Below are 22555 nucleotides of genomic sequence, written 5' to 3'. Positions count from 1 at the left end.
TGAGCACGATGTCATCTTCCGATTTTTCCGCCGCATCATGGCGAAAAAGCGCCGCGAGCAGCGCTAACGGCTCGTGCGTGGAGGTCGCCCGGCTCGGCGCCACCAGCATCGGAGCGCGCGACAGCAAGCAAGGCACCCGGGGCGCGGTCCTCCAATTCTCGGCCCGGGAATGGAGTGAATTCATCGGAGGGTTGAAGGCCGGCGACTACGACCTGTCCTGACGAACCTTTCCTGAGGGCGGTCCTCGGCGAGGTCACATCCCGCGGACAGTCGAACTCGATTTACGTCGGCCCACCGAATTCGTGCGAATCGATGGCCTTCGCCCCAGCTGCCGGCTTGCGGGTAAAAGGCCCTTCCCGAATATGGAAGGGCCTTTACGGGTCGTGACATCAGGGCAGCCGACCCGGCGGGCCGACCGGACGCCGGTACGGTGCCCGGACGGCGCGGTTCATGATTACTCTTGCGGGACATCGATCCTGATCGATTTCGCCACCCGAGCGGACTCGTTCTCGCCTGTGCCGCACGCGTGCGATACGACCACGACCCTCGTTGGTGCTGCGACCGGGCCCGACCCGCTGGAGAGGATGTGCCCATGCGAAGGTTCCGGAGGGTGTGCGCCGCGGCCGCGGTGACGGCCGCCGCGATGACCGGCTGTGGTGGATCGGACGCGGGCGGATCGACCGAGGACCGGACCAGTGGCCGGGCGACGACCGCGTCGTCCGGCGGCGCGCAGGCGCCCGCGAGAACCGGCAGGGTGAAGCTGACGAAACTCGCCGACCTGGACGCGCCGGTGGGGATGACGGTACGCCGGGGCGACCAGGCGCTCTACGTCATCGAACAGCCCGGCCGGGTCCGGGCGATCCGCGACGGAAGGCTCGACCCCGAACCCGTGCTCGACCTGCGCGCGGACCTCACCAGCGGGGGCGAGCGGGGCCTGCTCGGCATCGCATTCTCGCCCGACGGCCGCCACCTCTACCTCGACTACACGGACAAGAGCGGGCACACGCACGTCACCGAGTGGGCCGTCGGCCGGGACGGCGAAGTCGACCGGGGCTCCCGGCGCGAGGTGCTCTTCCAGAAGCAGCCGTACGCCAACCACAACGGCGGTCAGCTGGCGTTCGGGCCCGACGGCCATCTCTACATCGCCTTCGGGGACGGCGGCAGTGGCGGCGACCCGCAGGGCAACGGTCAGAACCTCGGCACCTGGCTCGGCAAGATCCTGCGCATCGCGCCCCGCCCCGCGGGCGGTAAGGCCTATGGGGTGCCGCGCGACAACCCGTTCGTGAACCGGCGAGGTGCCAAGCCGGAGATCTGGGCGTACGGCCTGCGCAACCCCTGGCGGTTCTCGTTCGACTCCGTCACCGGCGACCTGTGGATCGGCGACGTGGGCCAGGACGGCTGGGAAGAGGTCGACCGGCAGCCGGGCCGTTCGAAGGGCGGGGAGAACTACGGCTGGAACGCGCGCGAGGGGCGGCACCGGTTCAAGGGCGACCGCCCGGCCGACGCCGTCGACCCCGTCCTGGAGTATCCGCTGCACAAGGACGGCGCCTGCTCGGTGATCGGCGGGCACGTCTACCGGGGCCGGAAACTGGCGGGTCTGACGGGGCACTACGTGTACGGCGACTACTGCGCCGGATGGGTCAAGGAGGTCCCGGTCGGTCCCTCGGGGCCGGAGAACACCGCCGACCCGCGCACATTGCTCACCGGCGTGGGTCAGCTCTCCGCGTTCGGCGTCGACCAGGCAGGCGAGTTGTACGTCCTCAGCCTCAACGGACCCGTCTACCGGATCGACGTGGCCTGATGAGCAGGAGATGTCCAGTTGTCGGCGCGAACAATTGACACCAGATCACGCCGGAGTGGACATCAATATGTCATCGGGAGCCGGCCTTGGTTTTCCTTCGGCCGGCTCCCCGTGTCGGCTGCGCGACCACAACAGCGTTATCGCTGCGGTGTGAGCACCGAGTCGATCATGTAAATGGTGGCGTTGGCGGTCGGTATGTCGCCGCAGACCACGGAGGCGTCGTTCACTTTCAGCGAGTCTCCGGAGCCGCTGATACGAAGCATGCCGCCCTCCATCGTCTTGATGGAACTGGAGGCCGCCCGGGCTCGCGGCGCCATTCGCTGGTTGACGATGTGGTAGCTCATGATGTCGGAAAGGGCCTTCTGGTTTGCCATGATCTTGTCGAGCTCTGCTCTCGGGATCTTGGCGAACGCGGCGTTGGTCGGCGCGAAGATTGTGATGTCCTTCGCCGAGTTCATTTTGTCCATCAGGCCGGCCTTCTTGATGGCGGAGACCATTGTGGACAGATCCGGGATGTTGGCGGCGGCCGTGGCGGCTGGTTGGGTGGCCATGCTGGAGAAGCTCCCTGCTCCGGTGGCCGGTATGGATGAGCAGCCTGGACCGATCGGATCCGAGGCGGCTGACGCCCCAGGCGCCTCGATCGTCGCTGCCACCGTCTCGACGGATCCGGAGAAGGCGACGATGCCCAGGGCCAGACTTGCGACGACTGGTAGGACAACAGGTCTTCTCATGATTCCTCCCGTGTGATGTGAGTCACGTGACGGTGGTCCGCGATCACGTGCCACGTCCGTGGCCCAGCCGGTACGGGGAAGTCGCAGGATTTCGCCCGTTATATCCCGGCGATTGAAATCTGCCCGCTTTGACCTGTCCGGATGCGCAGGAGCCGCCGATACAGACGGGGTTTTGGGGAAGAACCCGCATGGTGTGGCCGGGCTTTGTCCAGTGAGCCGTGTCCATGGTGAACCGGTTGACCTCCGAGGTGCATCCGAAGCCTGGAGATCTATCGGCGGTGCGCCGCTGACACCAGAGGGGTGGGATGCCGGACATCGTGCTCGCAGGACCAGAACGCACAAGCCGGACTCGTCACATGGTGATGGGGCCAAGCCGTACGGCCTGGCCCCATCACTTATGGAAACCCGTCGATCAGGTGGCGTTGGCACAAACGGCATAGACGCTGATGCCGACCGTGTTGTGGCCATCCTGGCGGCCCAGGGCGATCCAGCCTCGACCGTCGTTGGTGGGGAAGCTGCCCACCAGGATCGCGCCGTTGCCCTGGGCCTCCCCGCCGCCGCCTATGGCCCGTTTCCCGTTGGGGCACCAGACCGTACGCCGGGTGAAGGCGGGGACGTTGGCGTTGGGCAGCTTGACGAGCTGGTAGCCGTCGAAGGCCGCCCTCTGCGCACTTGTCGGCTTTGCGGCGGCCGCGGCGCCCTCCTCCTGCGCCGCGATGCCGATGCCGACGACCGCTCCAAGAGCCAGGACCGCCGTTGTGGCCGCGTATCCGCGTCGCATATACACACTCCCGGATCCACGCATGCCGAATCCACGGCACGCATTCACTGTGACCTGCGAGGTTTTCGTTTCACCGGCGGGGGGTCCGGTGTAGACCTCCACCTCGCATACGGAGTGTTACCTCGTGGGTGCTCAGAGTAAACACGGCTTCTTGGTCGGGCCTGGCTCAGCCCTGCCGTTTCCAAAAAGCGCGCCTGGCGGGAGGGCCGCCGTCGGCGAACTCCGTCAGCACGCGCACGGTGCGCTCCCACAGCTCGGCCGTCCCCAGGGTGTGGAAGGTCTCTTCGGCTGAGCGCAGCTCGGACCGCAGCTCGACCAGCGGCGCGAACGCCTCCTCGGCCACGCCCGAGTCCTCGAGCAGGATGATCAGCGCGTCGAGCCTCGTGCGCAGGTCGGACAGCATCTGCCGCCGCAGGTCGTCGGGTGCCGTCGCCGACCCGGTCAGCAGCTCGACCTCCTGTCGCGCCTGCTGCCTGGCGAAGGACAGCGGGTCGGGTGCACTCGCCGAAATACCCGACCTGTCCGACAGGGTGCCACCGGTACGCCCTCGCGGCGACCTCCCGCCGCGGTAGCCGCTCCCTCCGCCAGGCCGGCCCATCGGCCGGCCCAAGGGCGCGGGCGGGGACCCTCCCGGCGCGGGCATGCCCTGAATGCCGACCTCACTCGCCATGTAGTCGACCGCGAAAGCCGCGTCGGGGGCGGATCCGAACGTCGCCGGCAGCGCACCGGCGGCCATGGGCATGGCGGGAGCCTGCTGGGATCGACCCCAGCCGTCGGGCATCTCCACCGGCTGTACGACAGGATGCGGGTCCTGGCCGGCGGCGACGACCCGGCTGTCGACGGCGACGAAGGCGGTGAACCTGCACAGCACGCCGAAGCGCAGCGAGGTGTCGACGATCCGCTTCTCGAGACGCTCCGACCCGCTCGTCACATAGCGGTCCTCGAGTTCCCGTAGGTGCGCGCGAGCCCAGATCGACACCGCCGCCCGGTCCGTGACGACGGTGCCCGGTGCGCTGCGCCGCCACTGGGCGCCGTCCGCCGTGACGCCACGTACGGCCATCGCGACGGTGCCCGTACCGGCTGTCGCATCGGTCCTGGCATCGGCTGTCGCGCCGGTGAGGCCACCGCGCCACCGGCCCGAGATGACCAGGGGTACGCCGGGGAACAGGGCGCCGAGCCGGCCGGGGGCCACTGTGCCCGGCACGACCTCCAGCCCGTCGGCCTCCAGTGTCAGCCCGGTGACTAGCGGGGCGCCGATGCGATGGTGAATCCGCTCCATCGCCTCGTCGAGCCGCTCCTCGCTCTCCACGAGTTCGAACCGGCCCTGCCCGATCGAGGCCAGCCGGCCGAGGAAGCCGGCGTTGACGGCGCGATCGATGCCGACGGCGTGCACCCGGGTGCCTCCGAGCGCGGGCGCGAGATGGGCGAGGATCTGGTCTTCATTGCCGACCTGCCCGTCGGTGATCAGGACCAGGACCCGGTCGCGGCCCGAATCGCCGAGCAGACCGGCGGCCTCGGCCAGGGGACCGAGCATCTCGGTGCCGCCGCGCGCGCTCAACCCGGCGAGGTGCTCGACGGCGCGGAACCGGTTGCGGTCGGACGCCGTCACGAGCGTGTCCGGCAGGCCCGCGGGCCGTTGGACCACGTGGTCGAAGCTCAGCACGGCGAACCGGTCCTCGCCGGTAAGGGTGTCGATGATGCGCGCGGCCGCCCGCCGGGCCGCCACGATCTTCCAGCCCTGCATGCTGCCGGAGCGGTCGAGCGCCAGGACGACGTCGCGCGGGCGTGGCCGGTGCTCTCCGGACGGCATGACCGTGAAGGTGAACGTTCCCTCGTCACCGGTCTCGTCGGGCACCAGGGTCAGCGACCCGGCCTCCTGGCGGGCGAAGCCGAGGCGCAGGATGAAGTCGCGGTCCAGCCGCTGTCCCGGCCGCAGCCGGACGACCGTACGGCCGCCCTCGCCGTCCTCGGCGGCGAGCATGCCGGTGGCGGGCGTGCCGGTGGTGGGCGTGCCGGTGGTGGGCATGTCGGTGGCGGGGCCGCCGTAGCTGGACCGGATCTCGGTGAGCGGCAGACCGGCCGGGTCGATCTCGACCGACAGCTCCAGCCGGATCGGGTTCGGGAAGCCGGGCAGGAGCACGGGCGGGCTGATCCGGGAGGCGTCGGGGACCGCCTCGGTGTCCCGTACGACGCCGTCGCCCGCCGGGGGCTCGTCCAGCGGCGCCCCGGGAATGTAGCGGGGAGCCACGACCAGCGGGAAGCGGAACGTCGCCGCGTCGTCCTCGTACGGAAGCGGCTGGCTCAGTTTCAGCGTCACGGTGACCCGCTCGCCCGGCAGGATGTTGCCGACCCGCATGGTGAAGACGTCCGGGCGGTCCTCTTCGGCGATCGCGGCTCGCTGACCGGCGGCGATCGCGGCGTCATAGTCCTCGCGCGCCTGACCACGCTCCTTGAGCGTGCCCTCGATGACGCGGTCGGCCGCCTCCATGCGCATCGCGGTGACCGCCGCGCGGTCCGGAAGCGGGAAGATGTACGTCGCTTCGAGCGGTACGTCGAACGGATTGTGGAATCCCTGGACCATCTCGATGCCGGCACCCAGCCCGGTGATGGCGGCGCGGATGTCGACGGCGTCGAGCGGCAGATTGCCCTTGTCGGTGGTGAGTGCCCCCATGCCTTCGTCGGTCGTCGTCGCGGGTGGGTCGCCGGCGCTCGGCCGATCCGGGAAGAGTGGCGCAATGTGCACGGTCATGTGGACCTCCCTGTGGGGGACTGTGCGGATGAATCGTCGGCCTCGGAGCCGCCGTCGCCCGTACTCGCGGAGGGCGTCGTAGGGGCGGAGCCGAGTGGCAGGCCGCGGTCGCGCAGCGCGTCGAGCAGGGGCCGCGCGGCGATCTCGATCACGGCGACGTCCTCGGGCCGGAGGGCGTCGCCGTCGAGCAGCAGGGTCACCCCGGGCGCGAGTCGCACGCCGTGGACGAGTGCCGGCGACTCCTCATCGCCCATGCCGGGGCGTGATCCCGCAGCGGTTCCCGCCCGGGGTACGCCGACGACCGCACGATCGAGGTCGAGGGCCGAGGCCGGGGGAGGGGTCCAGAAGCGGTGCCGTCGGCCCTGAGCCGTGTCGGAGGCCGCATCGGAGGTGGTGTCGGAGGCGGCGCCGGGAGCGGCGCCGGGGGTGGCACCGGGCTTGGGCGCCGACGCCGGGATGGCGTCGTGGGCGGGCTCCGGCTCGAAGGTGGGGTCCGGAACCGCGTCGGGGGAGGGGATCCGGGCGATGGACCGCAGGGTGGCGTCGGTGGCACCGGCCAGCTCGACCTGGATCTGGGCGATGGTGCGGCCCTCGGCCTGCCGTCGCTTGACCGCGATGAGCTGCAGCAGGTGGCGGCGCCCGTACAGCGCGATCCGGCCGCGCCGGCCGGCGGGGGGATCCACCAGCCCGATGGTCGTGTACCACCTGATCAAGCGTTCGTTGGGCATGTCCCTGACCCGGCCGTTCACCTGTGCGGGCTCACCGCTGAGCGCGGTGGTGGCGGCCGCCGCGAGTTCGGTGATGGTCCAGGTGCTCTCCATAGTTGAACAATGACACTGTCATCGTGACAGTGTCAAGGTGGTTTCCCGCCCACAGTGGACAGCCCGGGCATGGAGATCACCATGACCTGGCCAAAGCCCTTGAAGAATCACCGGACCGGACTCCACGCTGACGTCTATCCGATAGAAGGGGCCACACGGTGCCGGGTCGCGGGGCGCAGTCCGGGCGCGGGCCCTCGCCAGGGGGCTGGAGAACTCACAGTGGCGGGTCCGCCGCCGGTGCCTCGGCATGGGCCCGCTACCGCACGCTGTCCGCCCGCCATCGTCAGGAGCGCATGATGATGCGCCTGGCGCTGGCCGTCTCGAACGCGGTGATCGTCGGTGGGCTCGGCAACTGGTGGGCCGGCATGGCGGCGGCCCTCGCGACGTCAGCCGTGCACGTCGTCTATCTGCGCAACCGGCCGGGGCCGGTGACGAGCTGGCGGCACGGCGCGATGGCCGAGCGGCGTACGGGCCGGGTGCTGGCCGCCCTCGACCCCGGAAAGTTCCGCGTGCTGCACGATCGAGCGCTGCCCGGCCTCCCCGCCACCAATCTGGACCACCTGGTCGTCGGCCTCACGGGCGTCTACGCCATATCCAGCCGTCGCTGGACCCTCGGCATCCGCCTCTGGTCGGACCACCGTCGGCTCTGGGCGGGCAGCCGGCCCGTCGTCAACCTGCAGGTCGCGGTGGTACGGGCGGCGCACACCGTCGGCGAGTTACTCGCCGACGAACTCGGCCACGAGCTCTCCGTGTCCCCGGTCGTCGCGGTGCACGGCGCGCGGGTCCCGCGCGGAGGGCTGAGGTTCGGCGGAGTCGTGTTCCAGCGGGCCCGGCGGTTGCCGCGCCTCCTCGACGCGCATCCGGTCGTCCTGACCTCGGCGCAGGTCACGATGATCACTGCTGCCGCCGAACGCGCGTTTCCCCCCATGCTCGACCACCGTGAGCAGGGGCTGAGCCCTCGCCGCACCATTGCGTGACAAATCTGCCAAAAGTTAATAATGGCCGCTTCGGCCAATAGAGCCGACAATACATTGTGTTTCTTTCATTGCCGGATGTGATCTCGCAACTTGATTACCTTCGGGTCATGAGTGATCGCCTCTTGGTCGAAGCCCTGCAGGCACGGGACCCCAGCGCGCTCACCGCGGTCTACGACGCCTACGGCGACCGGATCTACGCCTACTGCTGGTTCCAATGGAGAAATCGAGACGCCGCCGGGCAGGCGCTGCGCGACACCCTCATCGTCGCCGAGGCGCACATCGGCAGGCTGCGTGACGCCGACCGGTTCGGCCCCTGGCTCTACGCGATCGCCAGGCACGAGTGCGCCCGGTCGATGCCGTACGGCGGCCGCCGCCCGGACGTGTCGATCGCGACCCACCGGCAGGACGACGTCGACCTGCGCGTCACGGCCTGGCGCGCCGTGATGAGCCTCGCCCCGCTCAGCCGCGAGGCGATGGAGCTGCACATCCGGCATCGCCTCGAGTTACCCGACCTCGGCGCCGTGCTGGGGCTGCTCGAGGAGGACGTGACGGCGCTGCTCGACCGGGCCCGGGTCGAGCTCGAGGCGGCGCTCACCGCCGAGCTTCTCGCGCACGACGGGCCCTACGACTGCCGGGTGCGCGCCGACCTGCTCCGCGAACGGCGCGACGAGCTCTCCGCCGACCTGCGGGCCCGGTTGCTCAGGCACGCGCTGACCTGCCGCGTGTGCGGGCCGCACCGGCCCCGCAACGTCTCACCCGCCAAGGTGTACGAGCTGCTGCCGACGGTCACCCCGCCCGAGTCACTGCGCCGGCAGGTGCTCGACTGCTTCCACGACACCGACCTGACCGGGTACCGGTGCGCCGTCGCGGCACAGATCGCCGACTTCGACGAGCGCGGGTTCCCGGTGCAGCAGCCGCGCACGCCACCGGCCCGGCGGGCGGCCGTCGAAGAGACGGCCGACGACGGCCGTGGGCCGCTGAGCCGGCACCCGCTCATCCTGGGGGCCGTGGCCGCACTCCTCGTGGGCGCGTCCATGGGCGGCGCCTCCGTGGCGCAGTTCCTGTGCCGATCGGACGACCGGCCGGCAGCGGTCACCGCCCCGGGCGGCACCTCGGCACCGCCCCGCCTGTCCGGATTCCCGGCCCCCCCGATCGCCGGGGCCGGGGTCGTCGGAGACGAGGGCACGGTGGTCGTACCGCAGCCGGGCCCCCTCGCCATCGACACCGGGTCCGCCGTACCGCAGCCGATGACGATGGCCTCGCCGCCACCGGACGGCCGGATCCGGCCCGGTGAGCCGATGCCGCCGCTGCAGCCGCCCCCGGGCTGGCCCACCCAACCGCCCATGTCGCCTCCGCCGACCGGCGGCCCGCCACGGCCCACCCCGCCCCCGCCCACTCGCACGCCCCCGGCCACGCCTCCGCCCACCCAGACGCCCCCGGGCACGTCACCGCCCACTCAGACACCGCCCACTCAGACACCGCCGCCCACTCAGGCACCACCGACCCAGACACCACCGACCCAGACACGACCGACACAGCCGCCGCCGGCCCAGACACCGCCGCCGACCTCGGTGCCGCCGACGAAGCCCCCGTCCCCACCGTCGGCCCGGCCGGTGCCGCGGCCGATCTCCGTACCTCCGTCGCACCCCACGGGCGGGCCGAGGCCGGTCGAGAGGGCCCGGTGACGGAGCGGGAACCGGGCCGCGCCGGTCCGCCGGCCGACAGATGCCCGCGCGCCCGGCGTGGCGCGCTTGCGGACGCGTGGCCCCGGTTCATTACTGTTGGCGAGCGACTGTGCACAATCTGTGGATCAGGGGGTCAGACCGTGGCGCTGTCAGCGCACCGCGCACGCCGGACCATCCGCCGCACCGCCCTGTCCGTGAGCGCGGTGATCGCCCTGACGACCGGTCCCGGCACTGGCGACGCGGCCGCCGAACCCGGCCCCAGCGATCGTGAAGTGAGCCAGAGCAAGAAGGCCGTGCGTGAGCGTGCCGCGGCCGTCGGACAGGTCAAGGCCAGGCTCGCCCAGGCCGACGGTGACCTGGAGCGGATGTCCGCCGCCACGGCGCTCGCCATGGAGCGCTACAACGGCGAACTGGTGAAGCTCGAGCGCGCCCGCCAGGCCTACCAGAACTCGCAGCGCCGGCTGGCCGAGGCCGAACGGAACTACCAGCAGATCCGCGACGAGGCGGCCGTCTTCGCCGCCGCCGCCTACCGCGCCGGCACCGGCGTCAACCAGTGGGCCGCCACGGTCGCCGGTCGCGCCGGGCCGCAGAACTTCATGGACCGCGCCGCGCTGCTGGAGGTCCTGGGGCACCGGCAGGCGGGCATGGTCGAACGCGTCAGGGCCGCCCAGATCATCTGCGAGATGTTCCGCCGCCAGACGCGCACTGCGGTACGGGACCAGCAGGTCGCCGCCGAGCGTGCCGAGGCCGCCAAGGCCGCCGCCGAGAGGCTCCTCGCCGCACAGCACCAGGAGGTAAAGCGGATCAAGGCCCGTAAGGCCGTGCTCGTCGCGCGACTCGGCCGGGCCAGGGCCCACGCCGCCCGGCTGCAGGAGGCGCGCGAACGGGCGAGAACGGGCGCCTTCCACGGGGCGGGCCGAGGGGCGATCGTCGTGCGAGCCGCGCTGAAGTGGCTCGGCACGCCCTATTCGTGGGGTGGCGGCACCTCCACCGGTCCGAGCTACGGCATCGCTCATGGCGCGAACATTCGCGGCTTCGACTGCTCGGGACTCGCGCTGCACGCCTGGAACAAGGTCGGCGTCAGGCTCGATCACTGGACCGGCACACAGTGGACCTCTGGGCCGCACGTGTCCACCGGGCGATTGCGGCCCGGCGACCTGGTGTTCTTCGCGAACGATACCGGCGATGCCGACACGATCCATCATGTCGGCATCTACATCGGCCGCGGGCAGATGGTCGAGGCGCCCTACACCGGGGCGCGCGTCCGGATCTCCAGCATCTGGCGTCCCGGCCTGATCGGGGCCACCCGTCCCGCCGGATGATCGATGAGGCACCGCGAGATCCCCGTTCATCCGGCGGGAGCCCGCGAGGGGACGCCGTGCGCCGTGCGCGCTATCGCGTCGCCGCCCGGTCTTAATGTCCCTGCTTGGCCAGCCTCTTGCGGGACTGCTCGATCTCGATCTCCGCCTCTGTACGGCCGACCCAGCTCGCGCCCTCGACCGACTTGCCCGGCTCGAGGTCCTTGTAGACCTCGAAGAAGTGCTGGATCTCCAGCCGGTCGAACTCGGGAACGTGGTGGATGTCGCGGAGGTGCTCGCTACGCGGGTCGGTGGACGGGACGCAGAGGACCTTGTCGTCCCCGCCGGCCTCGTCCTGCATGCGGAACATGCCGACCGCGCGGCAGCGGATCAGGCAACCGGGAAAGGTCGGCTCCTGGAGCAGCACGAGGGCGTCGAGGGGATCTCCGTCCTCGCCGAGTGTGCCTTCGATGAACCCATAGTCGGCCGGGTACTGAGTGGAAGTGAACAACATCCGGTCGAGCCGGATGCGACCCGTTTCATGATCCATCTCATACTTGTTCCGCTGACCCTTGGGGATCTCGATGGTGACGTCGAATTCCACTCTGTTCCTTTCCATGTGATCCTCCGCTCCCCCGCGCGGTAGATGCGTGTCTAATGAGGTCTTGCCGTATACAAGGATGTCGCACGTCGTCGGGTGCCAGGTGGGCGGAGGGGTGGTCACGTGCTGAGGCGGGATCGCATCGTGGCCATGGTCACACTGACACTGCTCAACCTCTTCACCGTCGGCGCTGGCGTCGCCGTGGTGCACCTCACCCCCCGCAGCGCCCTCGAGCCGGAACCGCCGAGCGTCGCGGCCCGCGCGATCGTACGTGTCGCGGGAACGTCGGTGACGCCCCCGGACCCGGCGGCACCGATGCCGGGCAGCGGCCTCGCCACCGAGCTGCTCGGCCTGGTGGCCGGCCGTGCGGGCGGCATCAACGCCGTGGTGGTCGATGTCGAGAGCCGGCGCACGCTGTTCGAACAGCGGGCCAGGGTCGCGGCGGTGCCCGCCTCGACCACGAAGGTGATCACGTCGACGGCCGCTCTCGCCGCGCTCGGCCCCGATCGCCGTCTCACCACCAAGGTGGTGAAGGGCGCCGGCGGCATCGTGCTCGTCGGCGGCGGTGACCCCACCCTGACCACCCGGCCGTCTCCCGGCTACCCGATGTCCGCCTCGCTGCCCGACCTGGCCAAGCGCACCGCCACGGCGCTCAAGGCAGCGGGAACGACTCGGGTGCGCGTGGGCTACGACGCGTCCCTCTACCAGGGCTCCCGCACGGCGGTGGGCTGGAAGCCCAACTACATCCCGGACGGGGAGGTCGCCCCGGTCACCGCTCTGATGGTCGACGAGGGCCGTACTGCGCCGGGGGAGCGGAGCCGGGTCGCCGACCCGCCGGGCGCCGCCGTCCAGGCCTTCGTGGGACTGCTCCGCCGGAACGGGATCAGCGCCACGGCCGGGGGCCGTACGCAGGCCGCGCCGAACGCCGCGCAGCTCGCTGCTGTGCAGTCGCCTCCGGTGTCCGCGCTGGTGGAGAGGCTGATGACCGACAGCGACAACGATCTGGCGGAGGCCATGGTGCGGCACGTGGCGATCGAGCGGAACCGCCCGCCGACGTTCGCGGGAGCCGCCCAGGCGGTTCAGGAGGTGCTCGCCCGGCTCGGCGCCGCTGAGGGCGTTCGCCTCGCCGACGGCAGTGGCCTGTCGACCAGCAACCGGATCACGCCGATGGCGCTGGCCCGGGTCATCTCCATCGCCGCGTCGGGCAAGCGGCCCGAGCTGCGCGCGATGATCACCGGACTGCCGGTCGCCGGCTTCTCCGGCACTCTCGCCGGCCGCTACACGACGGTGGCCCTCCAGGGCGCCGGAATGGTACGGGCCAAGACCGGGACGCTCGCGAACGTCAACACGCTCGCCGGGATCACCAACGACGAGGACGGGCGGGTGCTGGCGTTCGCGTTCATGGCGGGGAACACGAACAGCGAGGTGCTCGACCAGCTCGCGTCCACCGTCGCGTCGTGCGGATGCCGATGAGCCGGCCCGGCCAGGAGACGACCGCTGCGGCCCGGCCAGGGAGACGACCCCTGCGGCCCGGCCCGTGCGACGACCCCTGCGGCCCGGTTCCGGTAACGGGAGGCGGCGTAAGGGTGCTACGGCGCCGGGAGGGAACGTACGGTGGAGTAATAACGCGAGTTGCCGCGGCAGGTCGTGAGCCGGAGGCGCGCTAACGCGGGCCGGTATGAGCGGAGCAGGCATTGAGCACAATGATCGACTGGAATGTCGCTGTTCAGACGGGGACTCGCCTCGTACGCCCGGGCCCGCAGGTGAGCCAGGCCGAGGCGCGTGAGGTCGTCGAGGAGCTGCGCGGTCTCTCCCGGATCGCCCAGGGACATGTCCGGAAATTCACTGGAATAGATGGAGAGCAGAACCCCGCTCCCGCCACGATCGTGGACCGGCCCGGCTGGATCCGTGCCAATGTCGACGGGTTCCGCGTCGTGCTCGAGCCGCTCATGGAGCGGCTCGCGGAGAACCGCGGTTCGGGCGGGCTGAGCGGCGGCCCGGCTGGCGCCGTCTTCCAGGCCGTCGGCTCCCGGGTCACCGGCATGCAGGTGGGGGCGATCCTCGCGTACATGGCGAGCCGGGTGCTCGGCCAGTACGAGCTCTTCCTGCCGCCCGACCCCTCGGGTCGTGCTCCGACCGGCCGGCTCACGCTCGTCGCGCCCAACATCGTGCACGTCGAGAACGAGCTCGGCGTCGACTCCCATGACTTCCGCCTCTGGGTGTGCCTGCACGAGGAGACCCACCGCACCCAGTTCACCGGGGTGGAGTGGCTGCGTCCCTACGTGCAGGAGCAGATGACCGCGTTCCTGCTCGCCTCCGACCTCGACCCCGCCGCCATGCTCAACCGTCTTCGCGAAGCCGCCGACGCGGTGGTCGACGCCGTGCGGGGCGGCGACTCCAGCCTGATCGACGCGATCCAGTCGCCCGAGCAGCGCAAGATCCTCGACCGGCTCACCGCCGTCATGACCCTCGTCGAGGGGCACGGCGACTACGTGATGGACGCCGTGGGCCCGCAGGTCGTCCCGACCGTCGCCGAGATCCGCGCGCGTTTCCAAGGACGTCGCGAGGGCGGCTCCCGGATGGACAAGACCATCCGCCGGCTGCTCGGCATCGACATGAAGATGAAGCAGTACGCCGAAGGATCACGCTTCGTGCGGCGCGTGGTCGCCGAGGTCGGCATGGACGGTTTCAACCAGGTGTGGACCTCGCCCGAGACCCTGCCGACCCACGACGAGCTCAGGGAGCCGGCGAGCTGGATCGCCCGGGTGGTCGGCACGCCGGCCATCACCGCGCCCCCGAGCAGGAACGGCACCGGCCCGAAGCCCGACGCCGCCGATGACAACGACCGTTCCGCCTGACGGCGAGCCCGGGAGGACACCGCCTTCCGAGCGCCCCGAGCCGCGTGAGCGGACCGAGCGCCGTCCCGCACTGGATCCGGCGGTCGCGGCGGTGCGGTCGGCCGTCCGCGCGTCACTGGGCGAGCTCGACCCGGCCCGGCCGGTGCTCGCGGCGTGCAGCGGGGGCGCCGACTCGCTGGCGCTGGCCGGCGCGCTGGCCTTCGAGGCGGCCAAGGCCGGGCGGCCGGCGGGCGGGATCACCGTCGATCACGGGCTTCAGGCCGGCTCCGCGGCGCGCGCGGCGGAGGTGGCGGTGGTGCTGCGCGGCCTCGGCCTCGACCCCGTGGAGTCGGTCACCGCAACCGTCGGTACGGCGGGCGGACCCGAGGCCGCCGCTCGTACGGCGCGATATGAGGCGCTCGACGCCGCCGCCCGGCGCCTCGACGCCGCCGTCCTGCTCGGTCACACTCGAAACGATCAGGCCGAGACCGTACTGCTGGGGCTGGCGCGGGGGTCGGGCGCCCGGTCGCTGTGCGGCATGCCCCCGGCCTTCGACCGGGATGAGGTCCGTTATGTCCGGCCGCTCCTGGAACTGGGACGCGCCACCACCCGGCGCGCCTGCCTCGCGATGGGCCTCGACCCGTGGGAGGACCCGCACAACGAGGACTCCGCCTTCACCCGCGTCCGGGTCCGCCGCGACGCCCTGCCCGTGCTGGAGAAGACCCTCGGGCCGGGGGTGACCGAGGCGCTCGCACGCACCGCCCGGCTGCTGCGCGACGACGCCGAGGCCTTGGACGCCTGGGCCGACCGGGCCGCGGCCGACGCCCAAGCCGACCCGGCCGGTCTGGACACGGCGGCGCTGGAGGCGCTCCCGCGGGCCGTACGGACCCGGGTGCTTCGGCGGGCGGCGGTCGCGGCGGGCAGCCCGCCGGGCACCCTCGCGGCCGTGCACGTCGATGCGCTGGACCTGCTGGTCACCGGCTGGCGCGGCCAGCGGCACGTTGACCTGCCCGGGGGCGTACGTGGCTTCCGCCGGTATGGGAGGCTGCTATTCGGCCGAACCGAATCCGGTTGATCGCGACAAACCGCATGGTCCTCCCCGGGCCGGCGGGGTGGAACCGGGCGGAGGCCGTTGACCGTGGCCGAGCGTGGCGATTGGGGAAGGTGTGTCGGGGTGGACGAGAAGGACCTGGGCGCGGATCTCGCGAGTGTGCTGATCCCTGAGGGGCGGCTGCAGGACAAGATCCAGGAGCTGGCGGCGAAGGTCGACGCCGACTACGCGGGCCAGGAGTTGCTGCTGGTGGGCGTGCTGAAGGGCGCGGTCATGGTGATGGCCGACCTGGCGAGGGCCCTGCACTCGCCGGTCTCGATGGACTGGATGGCGGTGTCGTCGTACGGCTCCGGCACCAAGTCGTCAGGGGTGGTGCGGATCCTCAAGGACCTCGACGCCGACATCATGGGCCGCCACGTGCTCATCGTCGAGGACATCGTCGACTCCGGCCTCACCCTTTCGTGGCTGGTCAGCAATCTGCGGTCGCGGGGCCCGGCGTCCCTGGAGATCTGCGCTCTGCTGCGCAAGCCCGACGCGATCAAGACCGATATCGACGTGAAGTACATCGGCTTCGACATCCCCAACGAGTTCGTCATCGGCTACGGCCTCGACTACGCGGAGCGGTACCGGAACCTGCCGTTCGTCGGCACCCTCGCACCGCATGTATACGGTGGAACCACGGAGCCCACGGCTGGGGAACAACAGGACTAGAGGCTTCGTTAATAGTCTGGAAGCGGGTACGTGGTGATCGCCGGCTGCGGCCCCGCGGTCATCGGTGTACCTTCGGTATTCCGGCCACAAGCCGGGTAACCACTGGGGGAGACCGTCTCGGCGGGCCGGCACGGTCCGGTGAGTTCGCAGATGTTGGTCAGGAGGGACGGGCCCCTAACGGGGTTGCCGAATACATGGACGTGAAGCGCTACTTTCGCGGGCCGCTGCTGTGGGTCCTGCTGTTCGGTCTGTTGGTGGCCCTTGTCATGTGGGGCGCCGGCTCCAACGGCTCCCACGAGCCGACCGACACCGCCAAGGTGATTCAGGAGATCCAGAACGGTCAGGTGTACTCCGCCAAGATCGTTGACAAGGATCAGCGCATCGAGGTGACCCTGGCCGACAAGGCCAAGACGCAGCAACGAGCGTCCTGGGTCAACGGACAGGGCCTGCGGCTGCAGGAACTGCTCCAGGAGAAGTACCGGGTCGGGCAGCTCAAGGGCGGTTACAACGTCGAGGTGCCGAAGCAGAGCTTCATCGTGAGTCTGCTGTTCAGCCTGCTGCCCATCGTCGTGGTCGTGCTGATCTTCCTGTTCATCATGAACCAGATGCAGGGCGGCGGCTCTCGCGTGATGAACTTCGGCAAGTCCAAGGCCAAGCTCATCACCAAGGACACCCCCAAGACCACCTTCTCCGACGTGGCCGGTGCGGACGAGGCGATCGAGGAGCTGCAGGAGATCAAGGACTTCCTGCAGAACCCCGCCAAGTTCCAGGCCATCGGCGCCAAGATCCCCAAGGGTGTGCTGCTGTACGGCCCGCCCGGAACCGGTAAGACGCTGCTCGCCCGGGCCGTCGCCGGTGAGGCGGGCGTGCCCTTCTACTCGATCTCCGGTTCCGACTTCGTCGAGATGTTCGTCGGTGTCGGCGCCTCCCGGGTCCGCGATCTCTTCGAGCAGGCCAAGACCAACGCTCCCGCGATCATCTTCATCGACGAGATCGACGCCGTCGGCCGGCACCGTGGTGCCGGGCTCGGCGGAGGTCACGACGAGCGCGAGCAGACCCTCAACCAGCTGCTGGTCGAGATGGACGGCTTCGACGTGAAGGGCGGCGTCATCCTGATCGCCGCGACCAACCGTCCGGACATCCTCGACCCGGCGCTGCTGCGGCCCGGCCGGTTCGACCGGCAGGTCGTCATCGACCGTCCCGATCTCGAGGGCCGCAAGGGCATCCTGCGGGTCCACGGCCGGGGCAAGCCGTTCACCGACGACGTGGAGCTGGACGTCATTGCCCGGCGGACCCCCGGCTTCACCGGTGCCGACCTGGCCAACGTCATCAACGAGGCGGCGCTGCTCACCGCGCGCTTCGACCGCAAGCAGATCGACATGGCCACCCTCGAAGAGGCCATCGACCGGGTGATGGCCGGCCCGGAGCGCAAGACCCGGGTCATGTCCGAGTCCGAGAAGAAGATCATCGCCTACCACGAGGGCGGTCACGCTCTGGTGGCGCACGCGCTGCCGAACGCCGACCCCGTGCACAAGGTCACGATCCTGCCGCGCGGCCGGGCCCTTGGCTACACCATGACCCTGCCGATGGAGGACAAGTTCCTCACCACGCGGTCGGAGATGACCGACCAGCTCGCCATGCTGCTGGGCGGCCGTACGGCCGAGGAACTGGTCTTCCACGAGCCCACCACGGGTGCGTCGAACGACATCGAGAAGGCCACCTCGATCGCCCGCAACATGGTGACCGAGTACGGCATGAGCGAGCGCCTCGGCGCCCGCCGGTTCGGCACCGGTGCCGGTGAGGTCTTCCTCGGCCGCGACGTGGGCCACGAGCGCGACTACTCCGAGGACATCGCCTCGGCGATCGACGACGAGGTCCGGCGCTACATCGAGTCGGCGCACGACGTCGCCTGGGAGATCCTGGTCGAGTACCGCGACGTACTCGACGACCTGGTGCTCCGGCTCATGGACAAGGAGACCCTGTCCAAGGACGAGGTGCTCGACGTCTTCGCTCCGGTGAACAAGCGGCCGTTCCAGAAGTCCTACACGGGCTACGGCAAGCGGCTGCCGTCGGACCGGCCGCCGGTGCTGACCCCCAAGGAGCTCGCTCTCATGGGGCCCAAGGACGTGCAGGATCTGACCTCCGGCAACGGCCAGGCCGGGGGCATCGCCGCCGAGCCGACTGTGGGCGAGCAGGAGAAGAGCTGAGCCGGTCTTGGTCCGTCCAGCAGACGAGTTCGACGGTGGGGGCCTGATTCCGCCGGTGCCCGAGTTCGACCACGCGCGCATCGAGCGGGCGGTGCGAGAGATCCTGATCGGGATCGGGGAGGACCCCGATCGCGACGGGCTCATCGACACCCCCGCTCGGGTCGCGCGCGCCTACGCCGAGCAGTTCGCGGGGCTGCGTCAGCGCCCCGAGGACGTCCTGAACACCGTGTTCGACGCCGATCACGATGAGATGGTCCTGGTGAAGGACATCGAGGTCTACTCCATCTGCGAGCACCACCTGGTGCCCTTCCACGGTGTCGCTCATGTCGGCTACACGCCCAACGAGAAGGGGCACATCACCGGGCTGTCCAAACTGGCCCGATTGGTGGACGTCTACGCCCGCAGGCCCCAGGTTCAAGAACGCATGACGAGTCAGATCGCCGACGCGCTCATGCAGGTTCTCGAGCCGCGTGGCGCTATCGTGGTGATCGAGGCCGAGCATCTGTGCATGACGATGCGAGGCGTCCGCAAGCCTGGTGCCAAGACCGTGACCTCGGCCGTACGAGGTGACTTCCGGGACTCGGAGAAGACCCGCGCGGAGGCGATGAGCCTGATCCTCCGTCGCTCCTGAGCCGCGTTTCTGAGCCGCGTCGTTTCTGAGCTGGGGCTGCGGGTATTTGGGCCAGGCAGGCAGTCGGCATCTCCGCTGACCGAATGTCTCGCTTTCAGCGGAAATCGATGCCGAGCTTTGGGGCGCAGTGGTGGAGACAGAGCGTGCGAAGTCCGCTCTCCAGAGTAAGGGCGAGAGTGCGGCTCACCGGTCCCCGGACCGTCGGCGGCAGCGCCGATGGGTGCCGGTCACGGCGGGCTGGCTGTGCTTCCTCATCGGCCTCCATGACGTGATCGGCGCGGTCGCCCCCGAATGGGACCCCCGCATCATCCGGATGACCGACGTCGTTCCCGGCGTCCTCATCAACGTGGCGCGGGCGGCGACCGTCATCACCGGCCTGCTGCTCCTGCTGCTGTCCCACGCGCTCCGCCGGCGAAAGATCCGGGCGTTCCGTGCCGTCGTGATCCTGCTGGCGGCCGGCATCGTGTTCCGCGTCGCCCGGGACTTCGCCCCCGGTGAACTGGTGCTCCCGGCTCTGATGCTCGGCGCGCTGGTCCACTACCGCGACGAGTTCTACGCCATCGGAGACTCCCGGACCCGCTGGCGGGCCATGTACGTCGGGCTCGGGCTGGTCGCCGGCAGCGTGCTCATCGGCATGCTCTTCATGTCCCTCAACGCCCGGCTGCTCGTCGGCGACAACTCCTACGCCGAGCGGTTCGAGCACGTCATGATCGGCCTGATCGGACTCAACGGCCCGGTGGAGTTCATCCCGGGCCGCCGGGGCGAGCTGCTCCAGTACATCCTGTCCGGGCTGGGCCTCTTCACCGGTGTGGTGACCGTCTATCTCTTCCTGCGCCCGGCGGAGCCGGCGCCGTCGCTGTCGGCCGAGGACGAGGACCGCATCCGTGATCTGCTGACCAGGCACGGGGCCCGCGACTCCCTCGGCTACTTCTCCCTGCGCCGCGACAAGAGCGTCATCTGGTCGCCCACCGGCAAGTCGTGCATCACCTACCGCGTCGTCTCCGGGGTGATGCTCGCGGGCGGCGATCCCCTCGGTGATCCGGAGGCCTGGCCCGGGGTGATCAAGGCGTTCATGGACGAGGCCGACCGGCACGCCTGGGTGCCGGCCGTGATGGGCTGCAGCGAGGTCGGCGCCGAGGTCTGGTGCCGTGAAGGGCAGCTCGACGCGCTGGAGATCGGCGACGAGGCGTTCATCGACGTCGGCGAGTTCAGCCTGGACGGCCGGTCGATGCGCAACGTGCGGCAGATGGTCAACCGGGTCGCCCGGCAGGGCTACAAGGCCGAGATCCGCAGGGAACGGGACTTCTCCGCCGAAGAGCTCGAGTCGCTGTGGGACCAGGCGAACGCGTGGCGGGGCACCGACAACGAGCGGGGCTTCTCCATGGCGCTCGGCCGCGTCGGTGAGGCCGGCGACGGCGACTGCGCGATCGCCACCGCGACCAAGGGAGGGGAGTTGCACGCCTTCCTGCACTTCGTGCCGTGGGGGACCGACGGCCTCTCGCTCGACATCATGCGCCGTGACCGGGAGACTCAGCCGGGCCTCAACGACTACCTCATCGTCGAGGCGATCAAGGCGGCCTCCGATCTCGGCGTCAAACGGCTGTCCCTGAATTTCGCGGTCTTCCGGTCGGTGCTCGCCCGCGGCGAGCGGATCGGCGCGGGACCGGTGCTCCGCGCCTGGCGGGGCCTGCTGGTGTTCTTGTCCCGCTGGTTCCAGATCGAGTCGCTCTACAAGTTCAACGCCAAGTTCGACCCGGTCTGGCAGCCGCGGTTCTTCGTCTATCCGAGCTTCAACGACGCTCCTCGCATCGCGCTGGCCGCTCTGGAGGCCGAGGCCTTCATCGTCTGGCCACGGCTGTGGATTCCCGGTCGCCTCAAGCGCCCGCCGAAGTCCTCCCGGGTCTGATCGGGCAGGTTCCGGCGCAGGCGGCGCCAGTTCCCGGCGCAGGCGGCGCCACGTGATCTGAGCAAGGAATAGGCTGATCCGTATGACCACGAACCACTCCGTGCCGGGCTTGCCGGATCCGGGTCGTTGCCTGGTCATGGGTGTGGTCAACGTCACACCGGACTCGTTCTCCGATGGCGGTGCCTGGTTCGACGGTGACGCGGCGATAGAGCACGGTCTGCAGCTTGTCGCCGACGGTGCCGACATCGTCGACGTGGGCGGAGAGTCCACCAGGCCGGGTGCTCAGCGGGTGTCGCGCGCCGAGGAACTGCGGCGGGTGATCCCGGTGGTCGCCGCGCTCAGTGCCGAGGGCGTGCACGTCAGCGTCGACACCATGCGGGCCGAGGTCGCCGAGGCGGCGATCACGGCCGGGGCACGGCTGGTCAACGACGTGAGCGGCGGTCTCGCCGACCCCGCGATGCCTCGGGTCGTCGGAAAGGCGGGCGTGCCCTACGTCGTCATGCACTGGCGCGGGCACAGCCACGACATGCAGACCCGGTCGGTCTACCGCGACGTCGTCGCGGAGGTCGCCGACGAGCTGCGCCGGCGGGCCGACGCGGTCATCGAGGAAGGCGTCGATCCGTCTTTGCTCGTTCTCGACCCCGGCCTGGGGTTCGCCAAGCGGCCGGAGCACAACTGGGCGCTGCTCGCCCATCTGGACGCGCTCCTCGGTACCGGTCTGCCGGTGCTCGTCGGCGCCTCCCGCAAGCGTTTCCTCGGCAGGCTGCTCACGGCGCCCGACGGCGCTCCCCGCCCGTTCCTCGACTGCGACGACGCGACTCTGGCGATCACCGCGCTGGTGGCGGCCGCCGGGGTCTGGTGCGTGCGCGTGCACGACGTACGGCCCAACGCCGACGCCGTACGGGTCGCCGCCGCCGTGGCCCGCGCCGGTGCCGTGGACACGATCCGATGAGCCTGGTCACCGTCGACGAAGCCAACGCGGAGTTCTACGCCGCCTTCGAGGCGGTGGATCTTGATCGCATGTCGGCGGTGTGGGCCGACGGGCCGTACGCCGAGAGCGTGTCCTGCGTGCACCCCGGCTGGCCGCTGCTCCGCGGCCGCGGCGAGGTGCTGCGCTCGTGGGCGCTGATCATGGCGAACACGCCGTTCATCCAGTTCGTGCTCACCGACGTGCGGACCGAGATGTGCGGTGAGCATGCCGTCGTCACGTGCTCGGAGAACATCCTGACCGCCGACGACGACACCGACCTGGGGTTCTCCGCCGGCGGCAGCGTGGTGACCACCAACATGTTCGTGCGCGCCGACGGCCAGTGGCGGCTGTGGCTGCACCACGGCTCCCCGGTCCTCAACCGGATCGGAGACGAAGAATGAGGGACGCGGCGTGGCAATGAACATGGCACCGAACAGAGACCGCATCGAACTGCGGGGACTGCGGGCCCGGGGCCGGCATGGGTGCCTCCCGGCGGAGCGGGAACTGGGGCAGGAGTTCATCGTCGACGTGGTCCTCGGTCTGGACCTCCACCCGGCCGCAGCCGCCGACGATCTGTCCCGTACGGTCGACTATGGCACGTTGGCAGGTCGGCTGGTCGACATCGTTCAGGGAGAGCCGGTGAACCTCCTGGAGACGCTCGCGGAGCGGCTGGCCGCCGTGTGCCTCGACGGCGAGAAGGTCGAGGAGGTGGAGGTCACGGTGCACAAGCCGAGCGCCCCGGTGCCCCACCCCTTCGAGGACGTGTCCGTGAAGATCTTCCGAACCGCGCGACGATGA

General features: G+C 70.3%; 20 protein-coding genes. 15 read left to right on the top strand and 5 right to left on the bottom strand.

Annotated features, from left to right (window positions below; genetic code table 11):
• Positions 1 to 8 precede the first annotated feature (8 nt).
• Entirely contained in the window at positions 9 to 221 is a 213-nt protein-coding gene (locus tag HKK74_RS21245) for a DUF397 domain-containing protein (RefSeq protein WP_187245010.1), read from the top strand.
• Positions 222 to 592: 371 nt separating this feature from the next.
• The gene (locus tag HKK74_RS21240) at positions 593 to 1801 is read left to right on the top strand and encodes a PQQ-dependent sugar dehydrogenase (RefSeq protein WP_187245009.1); all 1209 of its coding nucleotides are present in this window, start codon (positions 593 to 595) and stop codon (positions 1799 to 1801) included.
• A gap of 137 nt (positions 1802 to 1938) precedes the next feature.
• Here HKK74_RS21240 and HKK74_RS21235 read toward each other — a convergent pair whose 3' ends face one another.
• The 4 genes from HKK74_RS21235 to HKK74_RS40105 form a co-directional block, all read right to left on the bottom strand.
• Positions 1939 to 2532, bottom strand: a complete 594-nt coding sequence (locus tag HKK74_RS21235; RefSeq protein WP_187245008.1) for a fasciclin domain-containing protein — start codon at positions 2530 to 2532, stop codon at positions 1939 to 1941.
• Positions 2533 to 2944: 412 nt separating this feature from the next.
• Positions 2945 to 3313: a hypothetical protein gene (locus tag HKK74_RS40110; RefSeq protein ID WP_246491830.1), complete on the bottom strand. Its 369-nt coding sequence runs from the start codon at positions 3311 to 3313 to the stop codon at positions 2945 to 2947.
• A 166-nt stretch (positions 3314 to 3479) separates the two neighbouring features.
• Positions 3480 to 6062, bottom strand: a complete 2583-nt coding sequence (locus tag HKK74_RS21225) for a VIT domain-containing protein (RefSeq protein WP_187245007.1) — start codon at positions 6060 to 6062, stop codon at positions 3480 to 3482.
• Positions 6059 to 6883, bottom strand: a complete 825-nt coding sequence (locus tag HKK74_RS40105) for a MerR family transcriptional regulator (protein WP_187245006.1) — start codon at positions 6881 to 6883, stop codon at positions 6059 to 6061. The genes HKK74_RS21225 and HKK74_RS40105 overlap by 4 nt, the downstream gene beginning before the upstream one ends.
• 293 nt (positions 6884 to 7176) lie before the next feature.
• On the opposite strand from HKK74_RS40105, the gene HKK74_RS21215 reads away from it, so the two are divergent.
• The 3 genes from HKK74_RS21215 (at position 7177) to HKK74_RS21205 (ending at position 10867) form a co-directional block, all read left to right on the top strand.
• Positions 7177 to 7860 (top strand): nuclease-related domain-containing protein, encoded by a 684-nt coding sequence (locus tag HKK74_RS21215; protein ID WP_187245005.1) that lies wholly within the window; start codon positions 7177 to 7179, stop codon positions 7858 to 7860.
• A 107-nt stretch (positions 7861 to 7967) separates the two neighbouring features.
• Positions 7968 to 9545 (top strand): RNA polymerase sigma factor, encoded by a 1578-nt coding sequence (locus HKK74_RS21210; RefSeq protein WP_187245004.1) that lies wholly within the window; start codon positions 7968 to 7970, stop codon positions 9543 to 9545.
• Positions 9546 to 9685: 140 nt separating this feature from the next.
• On the top strand, positions 9686 to 10867 hold the full coding sequence (locus HKK74_RS21205; RefSeq protein ID WP_187245003.1) for a C40 family peptidase: 1182 nt from the start codon (positions 9686 to 9688) through the stop codon (positions 10865 to 10867).
• Between the two features lie 91 nt (positions 10868 to 10958).
• On the opposite strand, the gene HKK74_RS21200 is transcribed toward HKK74_RS21205, so the two are convergent.
• Positions 10959 to 11447 carry an inorganic diphosphatase gene (locus HKK74_RS21200; RefSeq protein ID WP_187245130.1) on the bottom strand — a complete coding sequence of 163 codons (489 nt, stop codon included), beginning with the start codon at positions 11445 to 11447 and terminating at the stop codon, positions 10959 to 10961.
• Between the two features lie 147 nt (positions 11448 to 11594).
• Here HKK74_RS21200 and dacB point away from each other — a divergent pair, with 147 nt between their 5' ends.
• The 10 genes from dacB (at position 11595) to folB (ending at position 22555) form a co-directional block, all read left to right on the top strand.
• Complete coding sequence (gene dacB / locus HKK74_RS21195) at positions 11595 to 12917, top strand: D-alanyl-D-alanine carboxypeptidase/D-alanyl-D-alanine endopeptidase (protein WP_187245002.1); 1323 nt, start codon at positions 11595 to 11597, stop codon at positions 12915 to 12917.
• Positions 12918 to 13147: 230 nt separating this feature from the next.
• Entirely contained in the window at positions 13148 to 14302 is a 1155-nt protein-coding gene (locus HKK74_RS21190) for an Rv3626c family coenzyme F420 biosynthesis-associated protein (protein ID WP_187245129.1), read from the top strand.
• Positions 14280 to 15356: a tRNA lysidine(34) synthetase TilS gene (gene tilS, locus HKK74_RS21185; RefSeq protein ID WP_187245001.1), complete on the top strand. Its 1077-nt coding sequence runs from the start codon at positions 14280 to 14282 to the stop codon at positions 15354 to 15356. The genes HKK74_RS21190 and tilS overlap by 23 nt, the downstream gene beginning before the upstream one ends.
• Positions 15357 to 15455: 99 nt before the next feature.
• Positions 15456 to 16043, top strand: coding sequence for a hypoxanthine phosphoribosyltransferase (hpt, locus tag HKK74_RS21180; protein WP_187245000.1), 588 nt, complete (start codon positions 15456 to 15458; stop codon positions 16041 to 16043).
• Between the two features lie 194 nt (positions 16044 to 16237).
• Positions 16238 to 18250 carry an ATP-dependent zinc metalloprotease FtsH gene (ftsH, locus tag HKK74_RS21175; RefSeq protein ID WP_187244999.1) on the top strand — a complete coding sequence of 671 codons (2013 nt, stop codon included), beginning with the start codon at positions 16238 to 16240 and terminating at the stop codon, positions 18248 to 18250.
• 7 nt (positions 18251 to 18257) lie between these two features.
• Positions 18258 to 18881: a GTP cyclohydrolase I FolE gene (gene folE, locus HKK74_RS21170; protein ID WP_187244998.1), complete on the top strand. Its 624-nt coding sequence runs from the start codon at positions 18258 to 18260 to the stop codon at positions 18879 to 18881.
• 220 nt (positions 18882 to 19101) lie between these two features.
• Positions 19102 to 20787, top strand: coding sequence for a GNAT family N-acetyltransferase (locus HKK74_RS21165; protein WP_222722556.1), 1686 nt, complete (start codon positions 19102 to 19104; stop codon positions 20785 to 20787).
• Between the two features lie 82 nt (positions 20788 to 20869).
• Complete coding sequence (gene folP, locus HKK74_RS21160) at positions 20870 to 21739, top strand: dihydropteroate synthase (protein ID WP_246491829.1); 870 nt, start codon at positions 20870 to 20872, stop codon at positions 21737 to 21739.
• The gene (locus tag HKK74_RS21155) at positions 21736 to 22158 is read left to right on the top strand and encodes a nuclear transport factor 2 family protein (protein WP_187244997.1); all 423 of its coding nucleotides are present in this window, start codon (positions 21736 to 21738) and stop codon (positions 22156 to 22158) included. Before folP ends, HKK74_RS21155 begins: the two co-directional genes overlap by 4 nt.
• A gap of 16 nt (positions 22159 to 22174) precedes the next feature.
• A complete protein-coding gene (gene folB, locus HKK74_RS21150) occupies positions 22175 to 22555 on the top strand; it encodes a dihydroneopterin aldolase (RefSeq protein WP_246491840.1) in 381 nt (126 codons plus the stop codon).

It is taken from the genome of Actinomadura alba (assembly GCF_014323705.1).
Taxonomy (GTDB): domain Bacteria; phylum Actinomycetota; class Actinomycetes; order Streptosporangiales; family Streptosporangiaceae; genus Actinomadura_C; species Actinomadura_C alba.
The sequence above is the reverse complement of the archived record's forward strand: the minus strand, read 5'-3'. Positions and strand labels throughout refer to the sequence as shown.